The sequence below is a fragment of the Allobosea sp. ASV33 genome, assembly GCF_016428755.1.
Classification (GTDB): Bacteria; Pseudomonadota; Alphaproteobacteria; order Rhizobiales; family Beijerinckiaceae; genus Allobosea.
The window spans coordinates 26,532-42,122 of sequence record NZ_JAELTI010000015.1; the positions used below are offsets into that span (position 1 = coordinate 26,532).

Below are 15,591 nucleotides of genomic sequence, written 5' to 3' on the forward strand. Positions count from 1 at the left end.
CCGCTATGCGTTTTTTGCATGATGGGGGATAAAGGCGTGGTGCGTCAATGTCTGCGTGGCAGACAGTCACTGTTATTCGTCGTGAATCTGGTGACGCAACCCATCAGAGTCAGTGATGGGTTGCGCCAAACGCTTCATTCCGCGGCTTCGCGGCGGTCCAGCGCGCTGGCTGCGAGCCAGCGCTCGGCGTCCAGTGCCGCCATGCAGCCCAGGCCGGCTGCGGTCACCGCCTGGCGATAATGCTCGTCGGTGACGTCGCCGGCGGCGAAGACGCCCTCGACATTGGTCCGGGTCGTGCCGGCCTCGACATCGAGATAGCCGGATTCGTTCATGGCGAGCTGGCCGACGAAGAGCTCCGTCGCTGGCTTGTGGCCGATGGCGATGAAGACGCCATCGGTCTTCAATTCGCTCTCAGTACCGGTCTTGAGGTTCTTCAGGCGCAGATGCGTGACGCTCGGCGGAGTGGTGCCGCCGCAGATCTCGGCGATCTCGGTGTCCCAGACCACCTCGATCTTCGGATGCTTGAACAGGCGCTCCTGCATCACGCGCTCGGCCCGCAGGCTGTCGCGGCGATGGATGAGCGTCACCTTGCTGGCGAGATTGGCGAGGTAGAGCGCCTCCTCGACGGCGGTATTGCCGCCGCCGACGACCGCGACCTCCTTGTTGCGGAAGAAGAAGCCGTCGCAGGTGGCGCAGGCCGAGACGCCGAAGCCCTGGAAGCTCTGCTCGGAGGGCAAGCCCAGCCACTTGGCCTGCGCGCCGGTCGCGATGATCAACGCATCGCAGGAATAGGTTTCGCCGCCATCGCCCCAGAGCCGGAACGGGCGCTGCGAGAGGTCGACGCGGGCGATATGGTCGGAGACCATCTTCGTGCCCATGTGCTCGGCCTGGGCGCGCATCTGCTCCATCAGCCAGGGGCCCTGGATGACGTCGGCGAAGCCCGGATAGTTCTCGACATCGGTCGTGATCATCAACTGGCCGCCGGCCTGCATGCCGGAGATCAGCACCGGTTCCATCATGGCGCGGGCGGCGTAGATCGCGGCGGTGTAGCCGGCCGGGCCGGAGCCGACGATCATGACGCGGGCATGGGTATGGGCCATCGTCTCAGTTCCTCTCCTGCGGGCGTGGAGCCGCAGTCTCGATCCGTCAAATACGGCGGCGCAACGCCGAAACAAGAGCGGCCGGGTTCAGGAGCGCGTGAATCCCAGCGCCGCTCGATGGCGCAGCCAGCCTTGCCGTATCGCATCGGCTATGATCGGCGTTGAGTCTATCGGTTCGTAAGGCTGGCCTTCAAGGCGTCCACAGAAGCGATACACAACGCCCTCGCGTTCCAGCGCCGCGACCAATGCCGCGATCTTGGGATGGCCGCCGGTCGGCTCGAAAACCAGCACGGGTTTGCCCGCCGCCGCGGCCTCGCCGATCATGTTGGTCGAGTCTGCGGTGACCACAACGGCATCGGCGTTGGCGAGCAGGGCGAGAAAGGGATTCTCGCCGGTGCCGTCCCACCACCAGCCGCCATGCCGGGCGAAGACGGCGGCAACCGCTGCTCCCAATGCAGGCGAGGTGCGCCGCGAGGGCGAGCCCATGAGGCTTGCGCCCGACCCTGCGAGTTCGTCGAGCTGGCCGGCAAAGCGCTCGATATCGGCCGGGGTGAAGCGGTGATGCCGGCTGTCGCCGCCGACGAGAACGGCCACGCGCGGCGCGTTCAAGCCGGCGATGCCCGAGGGCGGCGCGGCGCGGGCGGCGGCAAGCTTCTCGGGCGTCAGCCGGTGCGGCGAGGTCGTGGTGACCACGACGTTGTCGCCGCGCAACCGGTCATGCCCGGAGACCCAGATCAGGTCTGCGGTGCCGGGGCCTGTGCGCGGGTCCTTGAGGAAGACGGTGTAGGTCGCGCCGTTCGAGGCCTGTTTCAGCGCGCGCAGATAGGCGACGGCGCGCCGGCCCGAGGCGATGGCGATATCGGGGAAGGGCGGCTTGAGCGGGCTGTCCGGCCGATCCGGCGCCTCGCGCGGGTCGATCGGCCCGCGCGGCATCAACCAGGCCCAGGGCTTGCGCGGCTTCACCCGGCGGATTTCGGGGACGACGCCGAGCTGTTCGGCCACGCCGAGGCATTGCAACTCGTCGCCGGCTTTGCCGTCGGTCAGAACCCAGACGGTCGGCTCCGGATTGTCGTGCATGGCTATCTGGGCTCGTGGCATGCGCCTTGTATCGCTTGGCCGCGCCGTCTACACCAGCGCGACCTTCACGCGAGGACACTCGTTGCGCGCCAAACTCGACGATATCGACCTGCGCATCCTGCGCGAACTCCAGGCCGATGGGCGCATGACCAATGTCGAGCTCGCCAGCCGCGTCGGCATCTCGCCGCCGCCCTGCCTGCGGCGCGTCCGCGCGCTGGAGGAGGCCGGCCTGATCCGCGGCTACCATGCCGATCTCGACGAGCGAAAGCTGGGCTTCGAAGTGGTCTGCTTCGCCTTCGTGCATCTGGCGAGCCAGGCCGAGGCCGACCTCGTCGCCTTCCAGGAGCGCATGAGAGGCTGGCCGACCGTGCGCGAATGCTGGACGCTCTCGGGCGATATCGACTTCGCCCTGAAATGCGTCGCGCCGGACCTGAAGGCCTTCCAGGACTTCGTCGCGGAACTCACGGCGATGCCGAATGTCCGCAATGTCCGGACCGCGCTCGCCCTCGACCGGGTCAAGGACGAGCCGATCGTGCCGTTCGGCTGAGAACGCGCTGATTTGGCACGCCGCCGGCAAACGCGAAGCGGTCGCTGAGCACTAGGCGAGGTAGTGCTTGATCCACCAGGCGTTGTTGCGCGCCAATGCCGCAAGCCGCCGCGTGCTGGCATCCGGCAGGGTCCAGAGCACGCCGTTTCCGTTCTCGGTGGAGCGGATCGGCCAGCTTTCGAGAGCGCGGCCGGCGCGGTCGTAGAGCGTGACGGTGCTTTCGAGATAGTCGCTATCCGAGCCGCCGCCGTCCCCGTGGCGCCGGCCGCCACCGCCGCCATTGCCGCCGGCCGCGCTCGCGAGCCAGAGGCTGCTGACCGAGACGACCAGCCGGTTGCCGGCGCCGCGCTGGTAGCCGGGGCCGAGAATCTCGGCCAGCGTCCGCTCCAGCTCACTGCGGACCACGGCAACATTGTCGCCCCAGCCCTCCAGAACCGTCGGCGAAAACACGACGCTGACGGAGCCGATCGGCGCGCCTTGCGCGAGGACGGGCGATAAACCGGCCGGGAGCAGGGCAAGCGATGCGCCGGCGAGGGTCAGGCTGAGGAAACTGCGGCGATTGATCATGGCGTCGTCTCCGATGGGGTCGAAGACAATCTAGGGATGGCGGCGCCGATTTGCATCGGCGCCCTAACGCCATCGTTACCGGAAGACGACGCTAACGACTTCGTAGGACTTGCCGCCGCCGGGCGTGTTGACCTGGACGGAATCGCCGACCTTCTTGCCGATCAGCGCGCGGGCGATCGGCGAGCCGATCGAGACCTTGCCAGATTTCACGTCCGATTCCGGCTCGCCGACGATCTGGTAGCTCTTCTCTTCCTCGGTATCGTCGTCGATCAGCTTGACGGTGGCGCCGAACTTGATCGTGTCGCCGCCGAGCTTGGAGACGTCGATGATGTCGGCGCGGCCGATCAGCGATTCGAGTTCCATGATCCGGCCTTCGTTGAGCGACTGCGCTTCCTTGGCCGCGTGGTATTCCGCGTTCTCGGAGAGATCACCCAGCGCGCGCGCCTCGGCGATCGCGGTGATGATGCGTTGGCGCTGGACCTGCTGGCGGTCCTTCAGCTCGGCCTCCAGGGCGGCGAAGCCGCCGGCGGTCATCGGAACCTTTTCCATACCTTCCGTCCCATAAGCTCCGAAAGCGCGGCTCGCCGGCGGCATATCGACCGCCGGCTCCCGCGCTTCCGCTCAATCTATAGAATTCGCCCGGCGCGGCCCGTCAGGCTGCGCGTTCGAAATACGACTGCAAGGATCGTACTTCGAGATCGCCGCTGCAATAGGCCTTGATGCCCTCCGCCGCCGCGATCGCTCCGGCCAAGGTGGTATAATAGGGCACCTTGTGCAAGAGGGCCGTGCGCCGGAGTGCACGGGAGTCCGCGAGCGCCTGCGGCCCTTCGGTGGTGTTGAAGACGAGCTGGATCTCGCTGTTCTTCAGCGCGTCGACGACATGCGGGCGGCCTTCCAGCACCTTGTTGATCTTGGAGGCCGAGATGCCCTGCTCCTGCAGGTGGCGCAGCGTGCCGCCGGTCGCGAGGATGCGGAAGCCGAGATCGGCGAGGATGCGGACGGCCGGCACGATGCGCGGCTTGTCCTCGTCGCGCACCGAGACGAAGACCGTGCCCTTGACCGGAACCTTCGAGCCGGCACCGAGCTGGCTTTTGGCGAAGGCGGTGTCGAAGGAGCGGTCGAGGCCGATGACCTCGCCCGTCGAGCGCATTTCCGGCCCGAGCAGGACGTCGACACCGGGGAAGCGCGCGAAGGGGAAGACCGCTTCCTTGACGCCGACATGGTCGAGCTTCGACGGCTTCAGATTGAAGCTCGCGAGGCTTTCGCCGCCCATGATGCGGGCGGCGATCTTGGCGATCGGCTGACCGATCACCTTGGCGACGAAGGGCACCGTGCGCGAGGCGCGCGGATTGACTTCGAGCACGTAGATATCGCCGTCCTTGATGGCGTACTGGACGTTCATCAGGCCGCCGACATCGAGCGCGAGCGCCATCGCCTTGGTCTGGCGCTCCAGCTCGGCGATCGTCTCAGGCGAGAGCGAGCGCGGCGGCAGCGAGCAGGCCGAATCGCCGGAATGGATGCCGGCTTCCTCGATATGCTCCATGATGCCGGCCACGAAGACGTCCTTGCCGTCGCAGAGGCAGTCGACATCGACCTCGATCGCGTCCGACAGGTAGCGGTCGAACAGCAGCGGGTTCTTGCCCAGCACCGTGTTGATCTGGCCGGTCTTGTCGTTCGGATACTTGGCCTTGACCTCGGAGGGGATCAGCGAGGGCAGGGTGCCGAGAAGATAGTCCTCGAACATGATCTCGTCGCGGATGATCGCCATGGCGCGGCCGCCGAGCACATAGGAGGGGCGTACGACGAAGGGCAGGCCGAGTTCGCCGGCGATGATGCGCGCCTGCTCCACCGAGTAGGCGATGCCGTTCTTCGGCTGCTTCAAGTGCAGCTTGTCGAGCAGGCGCTTGAAGCGGTCGCGGTCCTCGGCGAGGTCGATCATGTCGGGCGAGGTGCCGAGGATCGGGATGCCGGCCTCTTCCAGCGCGTTCGCCAGCTTCAGCGGGGTCTGGCCGCCGAACTGGACTATGACGCCCATCAGCGTGCCGTTCTGCTTCTCTGTCTCGAGGATCTCGAGCACGTCCTCGGCCGTCAGCGGCTCGAAATAGAGCCGGTCGGAGGTGTCGTAGTCGGTCGAGACCGTCTCCGGGTTGCAGTTGACCATGATGGTCTCGTAGCCGGCGTCGCGCAGCGCGTAGCAGGCATGGCAGCAGCAATAGTCGAACTCGATGCCCTGGCCGATGCGGTTCGGCCCGCCGCCTAGGATCACGACCTTCTTGCGGTCGGACGGGTTGGCCTCGTCCGCTGCCTTGCCGGCGAAGGGCATGGCATAGGTCGAGTACATGTAGGCCGTCGGAGAGGCGAACTCGGCCGCGCAGGTGTCGATGCGCTTGTAGACCGGGCGGACCTCAAGCGAGCGGCGCAACGTGCGGACTTCCATCTCGGTCTTGCCGGTGACGGCGGCGAGGCGCTTGTCGGAGAAGCCCATCGCCTTGATCTGGCGGAAGGCGCCGGGCGTGGTCGGCAGGCCGATCGCGCGAATCTTCTGCTCGGTTTCGACGATCTCGCGCATCTGGGCGAGGAACCACGGATCGATCTTGCAGCTCTCGTGGATCTCCTCGTCCGTGAAGCCGGCTCGCATGGCCTGGGCGACGTGGAGGATACGGTCCGGAGTCGGCGTCGAGATCGCCGCCTTGATGGCGTTGCGGTCGTCGCCCTGGCCGAAGCCCTCGATCTCGATCTCGTCGAGGCCGTCGAGGCCGGTCTCAAGGGAGCGCAGCGCCTTCTGCAGCGATTCCTGGAAGGTGCGGCCGATCGCCATGGCCTCGCCGACCGACTTCATCGCGGTGGTCAACGTCGGCTCGGAGCCCGGGAACTTCTCGAAGGCGAAGCGCGGGATTTTGGTGACGACATAGTCGATCGTCGGCTCGAAGGAGGCGGGCGTTGCGCCGCCGGTGATGTCGTTCTCGATCTCGTCGAGCGTGTAGCCGACGGCCAGACGCGCCGCGACCTTGGCGATCGGGAAGCCGGTCGCCTTCGAGGCCAGCGCCGAGGAGCGCGAGACGCGCGGGTTCATCTCGATGACGATCATGCGGCCGGTGGCCGGGTCGATCGCGAACTGGACGTTCGAGCCGCCGGTCTCGACGCCGATCTCGCGCAGCACCGCCAGCGAGGCGTCGCGCATGATCTGGTATTCCTTGTCGGTCAGCGTCAGGGCCGGCGCAACGGTGATCGAATCACCGGTATGGACGCCCATCGGATCGAAATTCTCGATCGAGCAGACGATGATGCAGTTGTCCTTCTTATCCCGGACGACCTCCATCTCGTATTCCTTCCAGCCCAGCACGCTCTCCTCGATGAGGACCTCGCTGGTCGGGGAGGCGTCGATGCCGCGCTCGACGATGTCGATGAACTCGCCCTTGTTGTAGGCGATGCCGCCGCCGGTGCCGCCCATGGTGAAGGACGGGCGGATGATCGCGGGCAGGCCGATATCCTCCAGCGCGTCGAGCGCCTGGCCGAGCGTCTTGATGTGGTGCGAGCGCGGCGTGTCGAGGCCGATCTTCGTCATCGCCTCGCGGAAGAGCTCGCGGTCCTCGGCTTTGTCGATCGCCTCGGCGGTGGCGCCGATCATCTCGACGTTGAACTTCTCCAGCACGCCCATCTTCTTGAGCGAGAGCGCGCAGTTCAGCGCGGTCTGGCCGCCCATCGTCGGCAGCAGCGCGTCGGGGCGCTCCTTCTCGATGATCTTGGCGACGATCTCCGGCGTGATCGGTTCGACATAGGTCGCGTCGGCCAGGTCCGGATCGGTCATGATCGTCGCCGGGTTCGAGTTGACCAGGATGATGCGGTAGCCCTCGGCCTTCAGCGTCTTGCAGGCCTGGGTGCCGGAATAGTCGAACTCGCAGGCCTGGCCGATGATGATGGGGCCGGCGCCGATGATCAGGATGGACTTGATGTCTGTGCGCTTGGGCATGATCTCGACCGGTCTTGGGCAGGCGCGCGCAAGGCTTGCGTCCGATCGGGCGAGCGGAGGCCTGGCGAGCGTCTGAATGAATGCTAGGCGCTCGCTATAGAGGGCGAAGGCGCCGGGGGGAAGCTAAAAGGAGCGGCACGGCCAGATGTGCACGGCTTCGTCATGCCGCTTGCCAGACGCATGCTCCATATGAAATGTTATATTATAACATTTCATATGGAGTGCTGCCTCATGCCTCGCCTGCCCGTCACCGTCCTGTCCGGCTTCCTGGGAGCCGGCAAGACGACCCTGCTCAACCACATCCTCAACAACCGCGAGGGCCGCAAGGTCGCGGTCATCGTCAACGACATGAGCGAGGTGAATATCGATGCCGATCTGGTGCGGGAGGGCGGCGGCAAGCTCTCGCGCACCGACGAGAAGATTGTCGAAATGAGCAATGGCTGCATCTGCTGCACCTTGCGCGACGATCTGCTGGCCGAGGTGCGCCGTCTCGCGGAGGAGGGGCGGTTCGACTACCTGCTGATCGAGGGGACGGGCATCGCCGAGCCGCTGCCGGTCGCCGCGACCTTCGAGTTCCGCGACGAAGACGGGCTTTCACTATCGGACGTCGCGCGGCTCGACACGATGGTCACGGTGGTCGATGCGGTGAGTCTGCTCAAGGACTACGGCTCGCGCGATGTCCTGCGCGAGCGCGGCGAGACGGCGGGGGAGGGCGACGAGCGCACGCTGGTCGACCTCCTGGTGGAGCAGATCGAGTTCGCAGACGTGGTCGTGCTGAACAAAGTCTCCGACGCCTCGCCGGAGCAGCGCGAGGCCGTCAGCAAGATCGTGCGCGCGCTCAATCCGGATGCGAGGCAGGTCGAGGCGGATTTCGGCAAGGTGCCGCTCGATGCCGTGCTCGATACCGGGCTGTTCGATCATGAGAAGGCGCAGGAACATCCGCTCTGGCACAAGGAGCTCTACGGCTTCAAAGACCATGTGCCGGAGACGGAGGAATACGGCATTTCCTCCTTCGTCTACCGGGCGCGGCGCCCCTTTCATCCGGAAAAGTTCAGTGACTTCCTGGGGCGGACGTGGCCGGGGCTGATCCGCGCCAAGGGGCATTTCTGGCTGGCGACGCGGCCGGACTGGGTCGGCGAGATGTCGCTGGCCGGCAGCATCTGCCGCACCGAGGCGATGGGTTTTTGGTGGGCGGCGGTGCCGCGTTCGCGCTGGCCCGATCATCCCGAATGGCAGGCGATCCTGAACCGCCACTGGCATTCGGTCTGGGGCGACCGGCGGCAGGAACTGGTCTTCATCGGGACCGATCTCGACGAGGCGGCGATTCGCGCCGCGCTCGACCTCTGCCTCGTCGGCGATGCCCTGCCGATGCGCTTCAACCCCGAGCGCTATCGCGACCTGCCGGACCCTTTCCCGGCCTGGCGGCGGGCGGAAGCGGCCTGATCCGGGCAGCTCGCCTCAACTACGGGCCGGCGCTGCCGTCTCACACAGGGCCGGCACGCGCTTGGCAGCGCGCTTGCGATAGAGCGTGAAGGCGAGCACCGCGAGCGCCGCGACCTCGCAGGCGGCACCGACGAAGCCGAGCGGCCAAGTGCCGGCATGGCGCATGACCTGCTGGCCGAGCGCCGCGCCGGCCGCGATGCCGAAATAGAGCGCCGAGGCATTGAGCGAGAGCGCGACCACCGTCGCGTCAGGCGCCATCGCCGCCAACCGCGACATCTGCGAGGGATGGCCGGCCCAGCCCGCCGCGCTCCAGACGAAGAGGACGACGGGGATCGGCCAGATCGCCAGGGCCGGCGGCAGGCTGACCGCGATCAGCGAGGCGGCGAGCAACGCCGCCGCCAGGATCGACAGCACCACGGACAGCGAGCGCTCGGGGCCGAAGCGGTCGCTGGCGACGCCGCCGAACTGGTTGCCCAGCGCTGAGCCGATGCCGGATACGACGAGCGTCGCGGCGAGCCAGGGGCCGGTGATGCCGGCATGGTTGGTCAGGAAGGGCGCGATATAGGTGTAGAGGACGAAGGCGCCGGTGGTCCACAGCATGGTCGTGGCGAGCGCCAGCAGCACGTCGCCGCGGCCCGCGACCTGAAGCCGCTCGCGCAGCGTGTTGCTGCCGCGGGGCAAGCCACGCGGCAGCTTGATCAGCAGGCCGGCGAGCGAGAGCGCGCTGAGCAGGGCCACGATCAGGAAGGCGAGATGCCAGCCGCCGAAGCCGACGATGGCCGTCCCGATCGGGACGCCGAGGATCAGCGAGACGGTCATGCCGCCGGTGACGAGCGCTATGGCGCGGCCCCGGCGCTCGGGGGAGGAGATTGCGACGGCGACGGCATTGGCAGTGGGCATGAAGACGCCGGCCGAGAGCGCCATCACGATGCGCGCCGCCATCACCACCCAGAAGTCGGTGGCGAAGGCGGCGCCCAGATTGGCGAGGCCGAACACCGTCATGGCGCCGACGAGCACCACCTTGCGGTCGGCATCGCCCAGCACGGTGGAGAGGATCGGCGAGCCGATGGCGTAGGCCAGCGCGAAGATCGAGATGAGGAGGCCGGCGGTATCGACCGAGACGGCGAGGCCCGAGGCGAGATGGGGCAGGATGCCGGTGACGATCAGGCTGCCCGTGCCGATGGCGAAGGCGCCGCCGGCGAGCGAGAGAAGGCGCGTATCCATGGGAGAGATCCTTGGGGAGTGATCCTTGCGGATGGTCGCTGCGTCGAAGTCAGGCTTCGAAATTCAATGATCGTTGAATTAAACCTGCCTGGCGATTACCGCAAGGGTAATTTCAATGGATGTTGAATATTGTCAGGAGCGACCGCATCGCCTATCTCGGAGGTCATGAAGCCGGTTTTTCACCCTGATATCGAGGATGTCGCGCCCGCCGACGTGTTCGGGGCGCTGGCCGATCCGATTCGGCTCGGCATTCTCGTCGCGCTCTCGGACGTCAACGAGGTCGACAAGGCGCGCTGCAGCCATTTCACCGCCTTCGCCTCGCCCTCGCTCCTGTCCTATCACTTCGCCAAGCTGCGCGAGGCCGGCATCACCCGCATGCGGGTGGAAGGGACCTCGCGCTATCTCAGCATCCGGCGCGAGGAGCTGAACCAGCGCTTTCCCGGGCTGATCGACAGCGTGATCGAGACCGCGCGACGCGACCCCAACCTGCCGCGGCTCGGGCCGGAATGGCTCTCCGGCACCGTCGGGGCATAGGGACCGACAGCCTCTCGTTGACAGGTATCCGCACAGGTTTAACGTCCTCGTTTCCGCGATGGCGTCGAGCCGGTTCGCGATACGGCACCGGCAGCGCCCCCGAACCCGAGGAGGATGGCCATGCGTGCTGCCGACTCTCAGAAACTCGACGATCTGGTGGGGCGTCTCGTCGGTGATGTCGGGGCGTCCGTCACCGGCGCCCTGATCGTGCTGGGCGACCAGCTCGGCCTCTACAAGGCGATGGCCGACGGCGAGCCCGTCACCTCCCAGCAGCTGGCGGAGAAGACGGGCTTCAAGGAGCGCTATCTGCGCGAATGGCTCGCCGGCCAGGCTTCGGCCGGCTATGTCGACTATGACGAAGGCAGCGACAGCTTCAGCCTCTCGCCGGAGCAGGCGATGGCCTTCGCGCAGGAGGACAGCCCGGCCTTCTTCGCCGGGGCCTTCGAGATCGTCCAGTCGATGTGGCTCGACGAGCCGAAGGTCGCGGAGGCCTTCCGCAACGGCTCGGGCCTCGGCTGGCACGAGCACAGCAAATGCCTGTTCCGCGGGACCGAGCGTTTCTTCCGGCCGGGCTACAACGCGCATCTGACGGCGGAGTGGATTCCGGCGCTGGACGGCGTCAAGGCGAAGCTCGAACGCGGGGCGACCGTCGCCGATGTCGGCTGCGGGCACGGCTCCTCCACCATCCTGATGGCGCAGGCCTATCCGGAATCGCGTTTCTACGGCTTCGATTATCATGGGCCGTCGATCGAACGGGCGCGCGAGGCAGCGGAGAAGGCGGGCGTCGGCGACCGGATCGTCTTCGAGCGCGCCTCGGCCAAGGATTTCCCGGAGAAGAAGTACGATCTCGTGACGATGTTCGACTGCCTGCACGACATGGGCGACCCGGTCGGGGCGGGCAGGCATGTGCGCGAGTCGCTGGCGCGGGACGGCAGCTGGATGATCGTCGAGCCCTTCGCGCATGACCATCTCAAGGACAATCTCAACCCGGTCGGGCGGATCTTCTACGGGGCCTCGACGATGATCTGCACGCCGGCCTCGCTGTCGCAGGAGGTCGGGCTCGGGCTGGGCGCGCAGGCCGGCGAGATGCGTTTGCGCAAGGTCGCGATGGATGCCGGCTTCCAGCATTTCCGCAGGGCGACCGAGACGCCGTTCAACATGGTGTTCGAGGTCCGGGCCTGAGGAGACCTGTACCTCGCGTCGTTGTCACGGAATCGGATCGTCATCCCGGCCGAGCCGCGACAGCGGCGCCGATCCGGGATCCATCGCAAACCTCCGCCCTCTACGATGGATCCTGGGTCTTCCTTCGGTCGCCCGGGATGACGCGTGTTTCCGCGCAAAACCCACGCGCGCTCGTTGATCGCACTTCGCGCCAGTGGGACGTGCCGTTTTGTCCTCAGATTGCGCGCAAGCAGGTTGAGTTCGCGAGATCGAGATGAGATGTTATATCGTTGCATATTATCTTGGAGCTTTCCCGTGCCTTCCTTCCGCTTCGCCGGCTGCCTGCTTGCCTCCGCGGCGCTCGCCCATGATCACACGCCCTTGCGGGGCCGCCTCGTGTTCGCCGATCACGAGAAGCCGGTGGTCCGCATCCTCGATCTCGACAGCGGCGAGGTCACTGACAGCTTCGACGTGCCGAAGTCCAATCCCGGCTTTGCCGGGGTCTCCGGCGGGCGCTATGTCGTGGTGAAGACCGGTGACGAGGCCGGCACGCTGCGCATTCTCGACACCGGGCTGATTGCGGAATCGCATGGCGACCATGTCGATCTCGACAAGGCCCCGCCGAAGCTGCTCGATTTCAGCGTGAAGGGCGACCGGCCGGCGCATGTGCTCTCCGGTCACGGGCAGCTCTCGCTGTTCTTCGACGGCCTGCGGCCGTGGGAGGGCAAAAGCGAGCCGAAGGCGGTGCTGGTCGCGATCGATAGCCTGGGCAAGGACAAGCCGGCCGTCGCGATCTGGCCGAGCCCGGCGCCGCAGCATGGTATCGCCGTGCCGCTCGGCAACCGGCAATGGCTGATGTCGATCCCGAACCCGGCCTATGCCAGGGGCGACGATCGCAGCGCCTCGCCGCGCCCGAACGGCTTCGATATCCTCGCCGAGGGCAAGGGCTGGAAGCGCGTCGCGCTGTTCGACGATGCCGCAAAGCCCGATGCATCCTGCAAGCTCTTCCACGGCTCGGCGCAAGCGCGCGGCGGACGCCATGTCTTCGGTTGCGCCGAGGGCGAGGGCGGCGGCTTGCTGGTGCTGTCCAAGGCCGGCAAGGGCGCGGCGGCGAGCTGGAGCGGGCGCAAGCTCGGCTATCCCGACGAGCGGCGTGTGAGCGCGCTGAAATCGCGCGAGGGCGGGCGCCATCTCGTCGGCAATTACGGGCTGAAGGCGCCCTATGACGCGCTGCTGCGGATCGACCCGGAAGCCAAGGCGCTGAAGATCGAGGACGTGCTGGCGGTGCCGGGCGGACAAGCCGCCTGCCAGTTCGAGCTCAGCGGCAACGGCAGCCGCCTTGCCAACCTGACGCCGGACGGCAAGCTGCGCATCTACGAGATCGCGCCGGCCTGGAAGGAGCTCGCGGCCTTCGATGCCGTGCCGGCCTTCGACTGCGCCTATGGCGCGAAGACGCCGACGCCGAGCCTCGCCGTGATCGGCGGCAACGCTTTCGTCAGCGACCCCACCAATGGGCGCATCCGCGAATTCCATTTGGATACGCTGAAGCAGGGGCTCGACATGCCCGTCGGCGGCATGCCGGCCAATCTCGCGGGCAACGACGCCGGCTGACGGGCCGGAGCGACGCGACGCCGGCCGTCATCCCGGGCTTGACCCGGGATCCATCGTAACGCGCGATGCCCCTCGATGGATTCCGGATCGGCGCCGCTGACGCGGCTTGTCCGCAATGACGGCGTCTCTTTCCGGAAGGCCTGCGCATAGTCTAGGAAGCGCGGATGCCGCTTCGCCGTTATCCGCGCCAGTTCCGCCAGCTCGTCGCCTATGTCTTCGCCGGCGGGCTGACGGCTATCGCGCATTACGGCGTGCTGATCGGGCTGGTCGAGCTGGCCCATGTCGATCCCGTGCCGGCGACGCTCGCGGGCTTCATCGTCGGTGCGCTGGTCTCCTACGCGCTCAACCGCTGGATGACCTTCGATGCGACCCGCAGCCATGCTCAGGCCGGCTGGCGCTTCGCCCTGATCGCAGCCGGTGGCTTCGTGCTCACCGGCATCCTGATGCATCTCTTCGTGGCGCGGGCGGGCCTGCCCTATCTGCCGATGCAGCTGGTCACCACGGGCGTGGTGATGGTGTTCTCGTTCCTCGGCCACAAGTTCTTCAGCTTCGCCGACAGGGCGGGCTAGCCCGCCCTGTCCGAAGTGCCTGGCAGATCGGCGAGCGCTATCGTCCCGAGCCGATCGCGCAGTTCATGAAGGCCATATGCGCTCCGGATCCGCGCTTGGGGCTCCGCCAGACCAGCCGGCCCGGACGGTGATGATCCGGCATGATCCTGCCGCCATTGTCGAGCGCGCAACTGCAGGAGCGTGGATTGGTCATGCCGCGGCATTCGGGCCTGATCCGGCCGTATTGCGCCGAGGCGCTCGATAGTGTTCCCCATGCAGCGGCAAGCAAAGCCGCCGTCACCAGCCCGTATCTCATCTCGGTCCCCTCCAGCCGAGCCACGTTTTCATGCTTGCCGGCGGGAGTCCATCGGATGAGGCCTGGTCGCCCCCGAACCTGAAGGTCGAATCCATCATGCGGCGAGCCGCCTCGCGGCCCGCCCTTGCAGCCTTTACTGCTGCGGGGCGACGGTCAGCGTGAGCTGCCTGCGGCCGATGCGGCCTTCCTTGTCGGTGGCCTCGATCTCGATGATGTGGCTGCCGCTCGGCACGACGACGGAGGGCGCGTCGATGCCGCCCGGCGTGATGTACTGCTTGATGCGCTGGGTGATGTCGACCGGCGGGTCGCGCCGGTAGAAGACACGCACGGTCGCCGGATCGACCGGCACGCCGTTTGCCGGCATGAAGCGCACGTTCAGGCGGAAAGGCTTGCCGTCGACGCCCTTGTCCGGGGTCGGCAACGTGTCGATGCCGGGGCCGCGGGTCAGGTTGCGCGTGCTGGCCGGGACCTTGGGCGCGGCCGGCAACCCCGCTTCCTCGCGGGTGATGAGAGGGATCGGGTCGGCGGCTTGTGCCACCGACAGCATGGCGGCGGTGGCGAGAACGGCAGGCAGAATGTGCCTAATGAGCACAGACGTCATCATCGTCCTATTTCACTCCAAGGATTGCGGCGATGAGGCCGGCGATTGCCGAAATGGCGGTGCCGGCCATCAGGATGGTGGTTTCGATGGTCTTCAGCGTTTCCATCGGCACCTTGCCGTGGACGGCCTGAAGCCCCTTCCGCAGTTCCGGCAGCGAGACGAGGCCACGCGCGGCGAGCGCAGCCTGCGTCACGCGCAGCAACATCCCCGAGAACATCGAGGCGGCGATGCTCAGCGCGTAGAACGAGGTCTCGCGCCAGGCGACCGCCCCCTGCGGAAGGAGCGGTATGTTGTCGTGCCAGCCCAGCAACGCGTTCATGGTCGCGACGGAAAAAATCGCGAAGGCGATCGCGACGCCGATATCGAAGGCGATCAGGCGCGGGCGGATGCCGAAATAGATCAGGCCGGTGAAGAACGGGATCGCGATCGAGGCGAGGCGCAGCGTCCACAGCGGCAGATCGAGCCAGAGGATGACCGCGCAATAGGCGAGCAGCAGCAGCACGAGACCGAATGGCAGCACCCAGAAGCGCCGGCGCGCGACCGAGAAGGCGACCGGTGCCGCTTCCCGCTGGGGTTCCACCAGGTCGGCAAAGGTGACAGGCGCGGGCTCGGGCACCCGTGCGCTGGCGGGCGCGGGACGGCTTTCCTCCGGCTGCTTCTCGAGAGCTGCGAGCCGCTCTTCCAGTGCATCCAGGCGGCGCAGCAACGGCAGAACGGGCGTGAGGTCCCGGCCGCAGCTACGGCAGGACAGCACGCCCTTGTTGAGCGCAGCTTCGCAATAGGGACAGGTGAACTGGTCCTGCACGGCAATCTCGCGAGGGGAAGTCGCGGTCAAAGCCATATCCGAAGCGTCAAATCAAGGCATATGACGAACTTCCGTAAGGGAAGATCG

At 66.8% G+C, this 15,591-nt stretch carries 15 protein-coding genes; 6 read left to right on the forward strand and 9 right to left on the reverse strand.

The features are described 5' to 3' along the window. Positions 1–134 precede the first annotated feature (134 nt). Both trxB and JHD80_RS07060 read right to left on the reverse strand, forming a co-directional pair. Positions 135–1,100 carry a thioredoxin-disulfide reductase gene (gene trxB, locus JHD80_RS07055; protein WP_199085667.1) on the reverse strand — a complete coding sequence of 322 codons (966 nt, stop codon included), beginning with the start codon at positions 1,098–1,100 and terminating at the stop codon, positions 135–137. Positions 1,101–1,187: 87 nt separating this feature from the next. Continuing rightward, positions 1,188–2,177, reverse strand: a complete 990-nt coding sequence (locus tag JHD80_RS07060; protein WP_199085668.1) for a mitochondrial fission ELM1 family protein — start codon at positions 2,175–2,177, stop codon at positions 1,188–1,190. Positions 2,178–2,259: 82 nt separating this feature from the next. Between JHD80_RS07060 and JHD80_RS07065 the strand changes: the two genes are divergently transcribed. Then, positions 2,260–2,724 (forward strand): Lrp/AsnC family transcriptional regulator, encoded by a 465-nt coding sequence (locus JHD80_RS07065; protein ID WP_199085706.1) that lies wholly within the window; start codon positions 2,260–2,262, stop codon positions 2,722–2,724. Between the two features lie 51 nt (positions 2,725–2,775). Here the strand turns inward: JHD80_RS07065 and JHD80_RS07070 are convergent, their stop codons facing one another. From JHD80_RS07070 to carB, 3 genes are all read right to left on the reverse strand, one after another. Continuing rightward, positions 2,776–3,291 (reverse strand): hypothetical protein, encoded by a 516-nt coding sequence (locus JHD80_RS07070; RefSeq protein WP_199085669.1) that lies wholly within the window; start codon positions 3,289–3,291, stop codon positions 2,776–2,778. A gap of 75 nt (positions 3,292–3,366) precedes the next feature. Beyond that, the gene (greA, locus tag JHD80_RS07075; RefSeq protein ID WP_199085670.1) at positions 3,367–3,840 is read right to left on the reverse strand and encodes a transcription elongation factor GreA; all 474 of its coding nucleotides are present in this window, start codon (positions 3,838–3,840) and stop codon (positions 3,367–3,369) included. 103 nt (positions 3,841–3,943) lie between these two features. Further along, positions 3,944–7,261, reverse strand: a complete 3,318-nt coding sequence (gene carB, locus JHD80_RS07080; protein ID WP_199085671.1) for a carbamoyl-phosphate synthase large subunit — start codon at positions 7,259–7,261, stop codon at positions 3,944–3,946. Positions 7,262–7,492: 231 nt separating this feature from the next. Between carB and zigA the strand changes: the two genes are divergently transcribed. Then, on the forward strand, positions 7,493–8,704 hold the full coding sequence (gene zigA / locus JHD80_RS07085; protein WP_199085672.1) for a zinc metallochaperone GTPase ZigA: 1,212 nt from the start codon (positions 7,493–7,495) through the stop codon (positions 8,702–8,704). Positions 8,705–8,719: 15 nt separating this feature from the next. Here the strand turns inward: zigA and JHD80_RS07090 are convergent, their stop codons facing one another. After that, positions 8,720–9,928: an MFS transporter gene (locus JHD80_RS07090; protein WP_199085673.1), complete on the reverse strand. Its 1,209-nt coding sequence runs from the start codon at positions 9,926–9,928 to the stop codon at positions 8,720–8,722. Positions 9,929–10,093: 165 nt separating this feature from the next. Between JHD80_RS07090 and JHD80_RS07095 the strand changes: the two genes are divergently transcribed. The 4 genes from JHD80_RS07095 to JHD80_RS07110 all read left to right on the forward strand — a co-directional run bounded on the left by JHD80_RS07095 (position 10,094) and on the right by JHD80_RS07110 (position 13,803). Then, on the forward strand, positions 10,094–10,462 hold the full coding sequence (locus tag JHD80_RS07095) for an ArsR/SmtB family transcription factor (protein WP_199085674.1): 369 nt from the start codon (positions 10,094–10,096) through the stop codon (positions 10,460–10,462). A 120-nt stretch (positions 10,463–10,582) separates the two neighbouring features. Then, positions 10,583–11,644 (forward strand): class I SAM-dependent methyltransferase, encoded by a 1,062-nt coding sequence (locus JHD80_RS07100; protein WP_199085675.1) that lies wholly within the window; start codon positions 10,583–10,585, stop codon positions 11,642–11,644. A gap of 294 nt (positions 11,645–11,938) precedes the next feature. Then, positions 11,939–13,234 (forward strand): hypothetical protein, encoded by a 1,296-nt coding sequence (locus JHD80_RS07105; protein ID WP_349237224.1) that lies wholly within the window; start codon positions 11,939–11,941, stop codon positions 13,232–13,234. A gap of 164 nt (positions 13,235–13,398) precedes the next feature. Beyond that, positions 13,399–13,803: a GtrA family protein gene (locus JHD80_RS07110; RefSeq protein ID WP_199085676.1), complete on the forward strand. Its 405-nt coding sequence runs from the start codon at positions 13,399–13,401 to the stop codon at positions 13,801–13,803. A 37-nt stretch (positions 13,804–13,840) separates the two neighbouring features. Here JHD80_RS07110 and JHD80_RS07115 read toward each other — a convergent pair whose 3' ends face one another. The 3 genes from JHD80_RS07115 to JHD80_RS07125 form a co-directional block, all read right to left on the reverse strand. Continuing rightward, on the reverse strand, positions 13,841–14,098 hold the full coding sequence (locus tag JHD80_RS07115) for a hypothetical protein (RefSeq protein WP_199085677.1): 258 nt from the start codon (positions 14,096–14,098) through the stop codon (positions 13,841–13,843). Positions 14,099–14,231: 133 nt separating this feature from the next. Next, positions 14,232–14,699 carry a hypothetical protein gene (locus JHD80_RS07120; RefSeq protein ID WP_199085678.1) on the reverse strand — a complete coding sequence of 156 codons (468 nt, stop codon included), beginning with the start codon at positions 14,697–14,699 and terminating at the stop codon, positions 14,232–14,234. Between the two features lie 7 nt (positions 14,700–14,706). Next, the gene (locus tag JHD80_RS07125; RefSeq protein ID WP_199085679.1) at positions 14,707–15,534 is read right to left on the reverse strand and encodes a hypothetical protein; all 828 of its coding nucleotides are present in this window, start codon (positions 15,532–15,534) and stop codon (positions 14,707–14,709) included. Between the last annotated feature and the right edge of the window lie 57 nt (positions 15,535–15,591).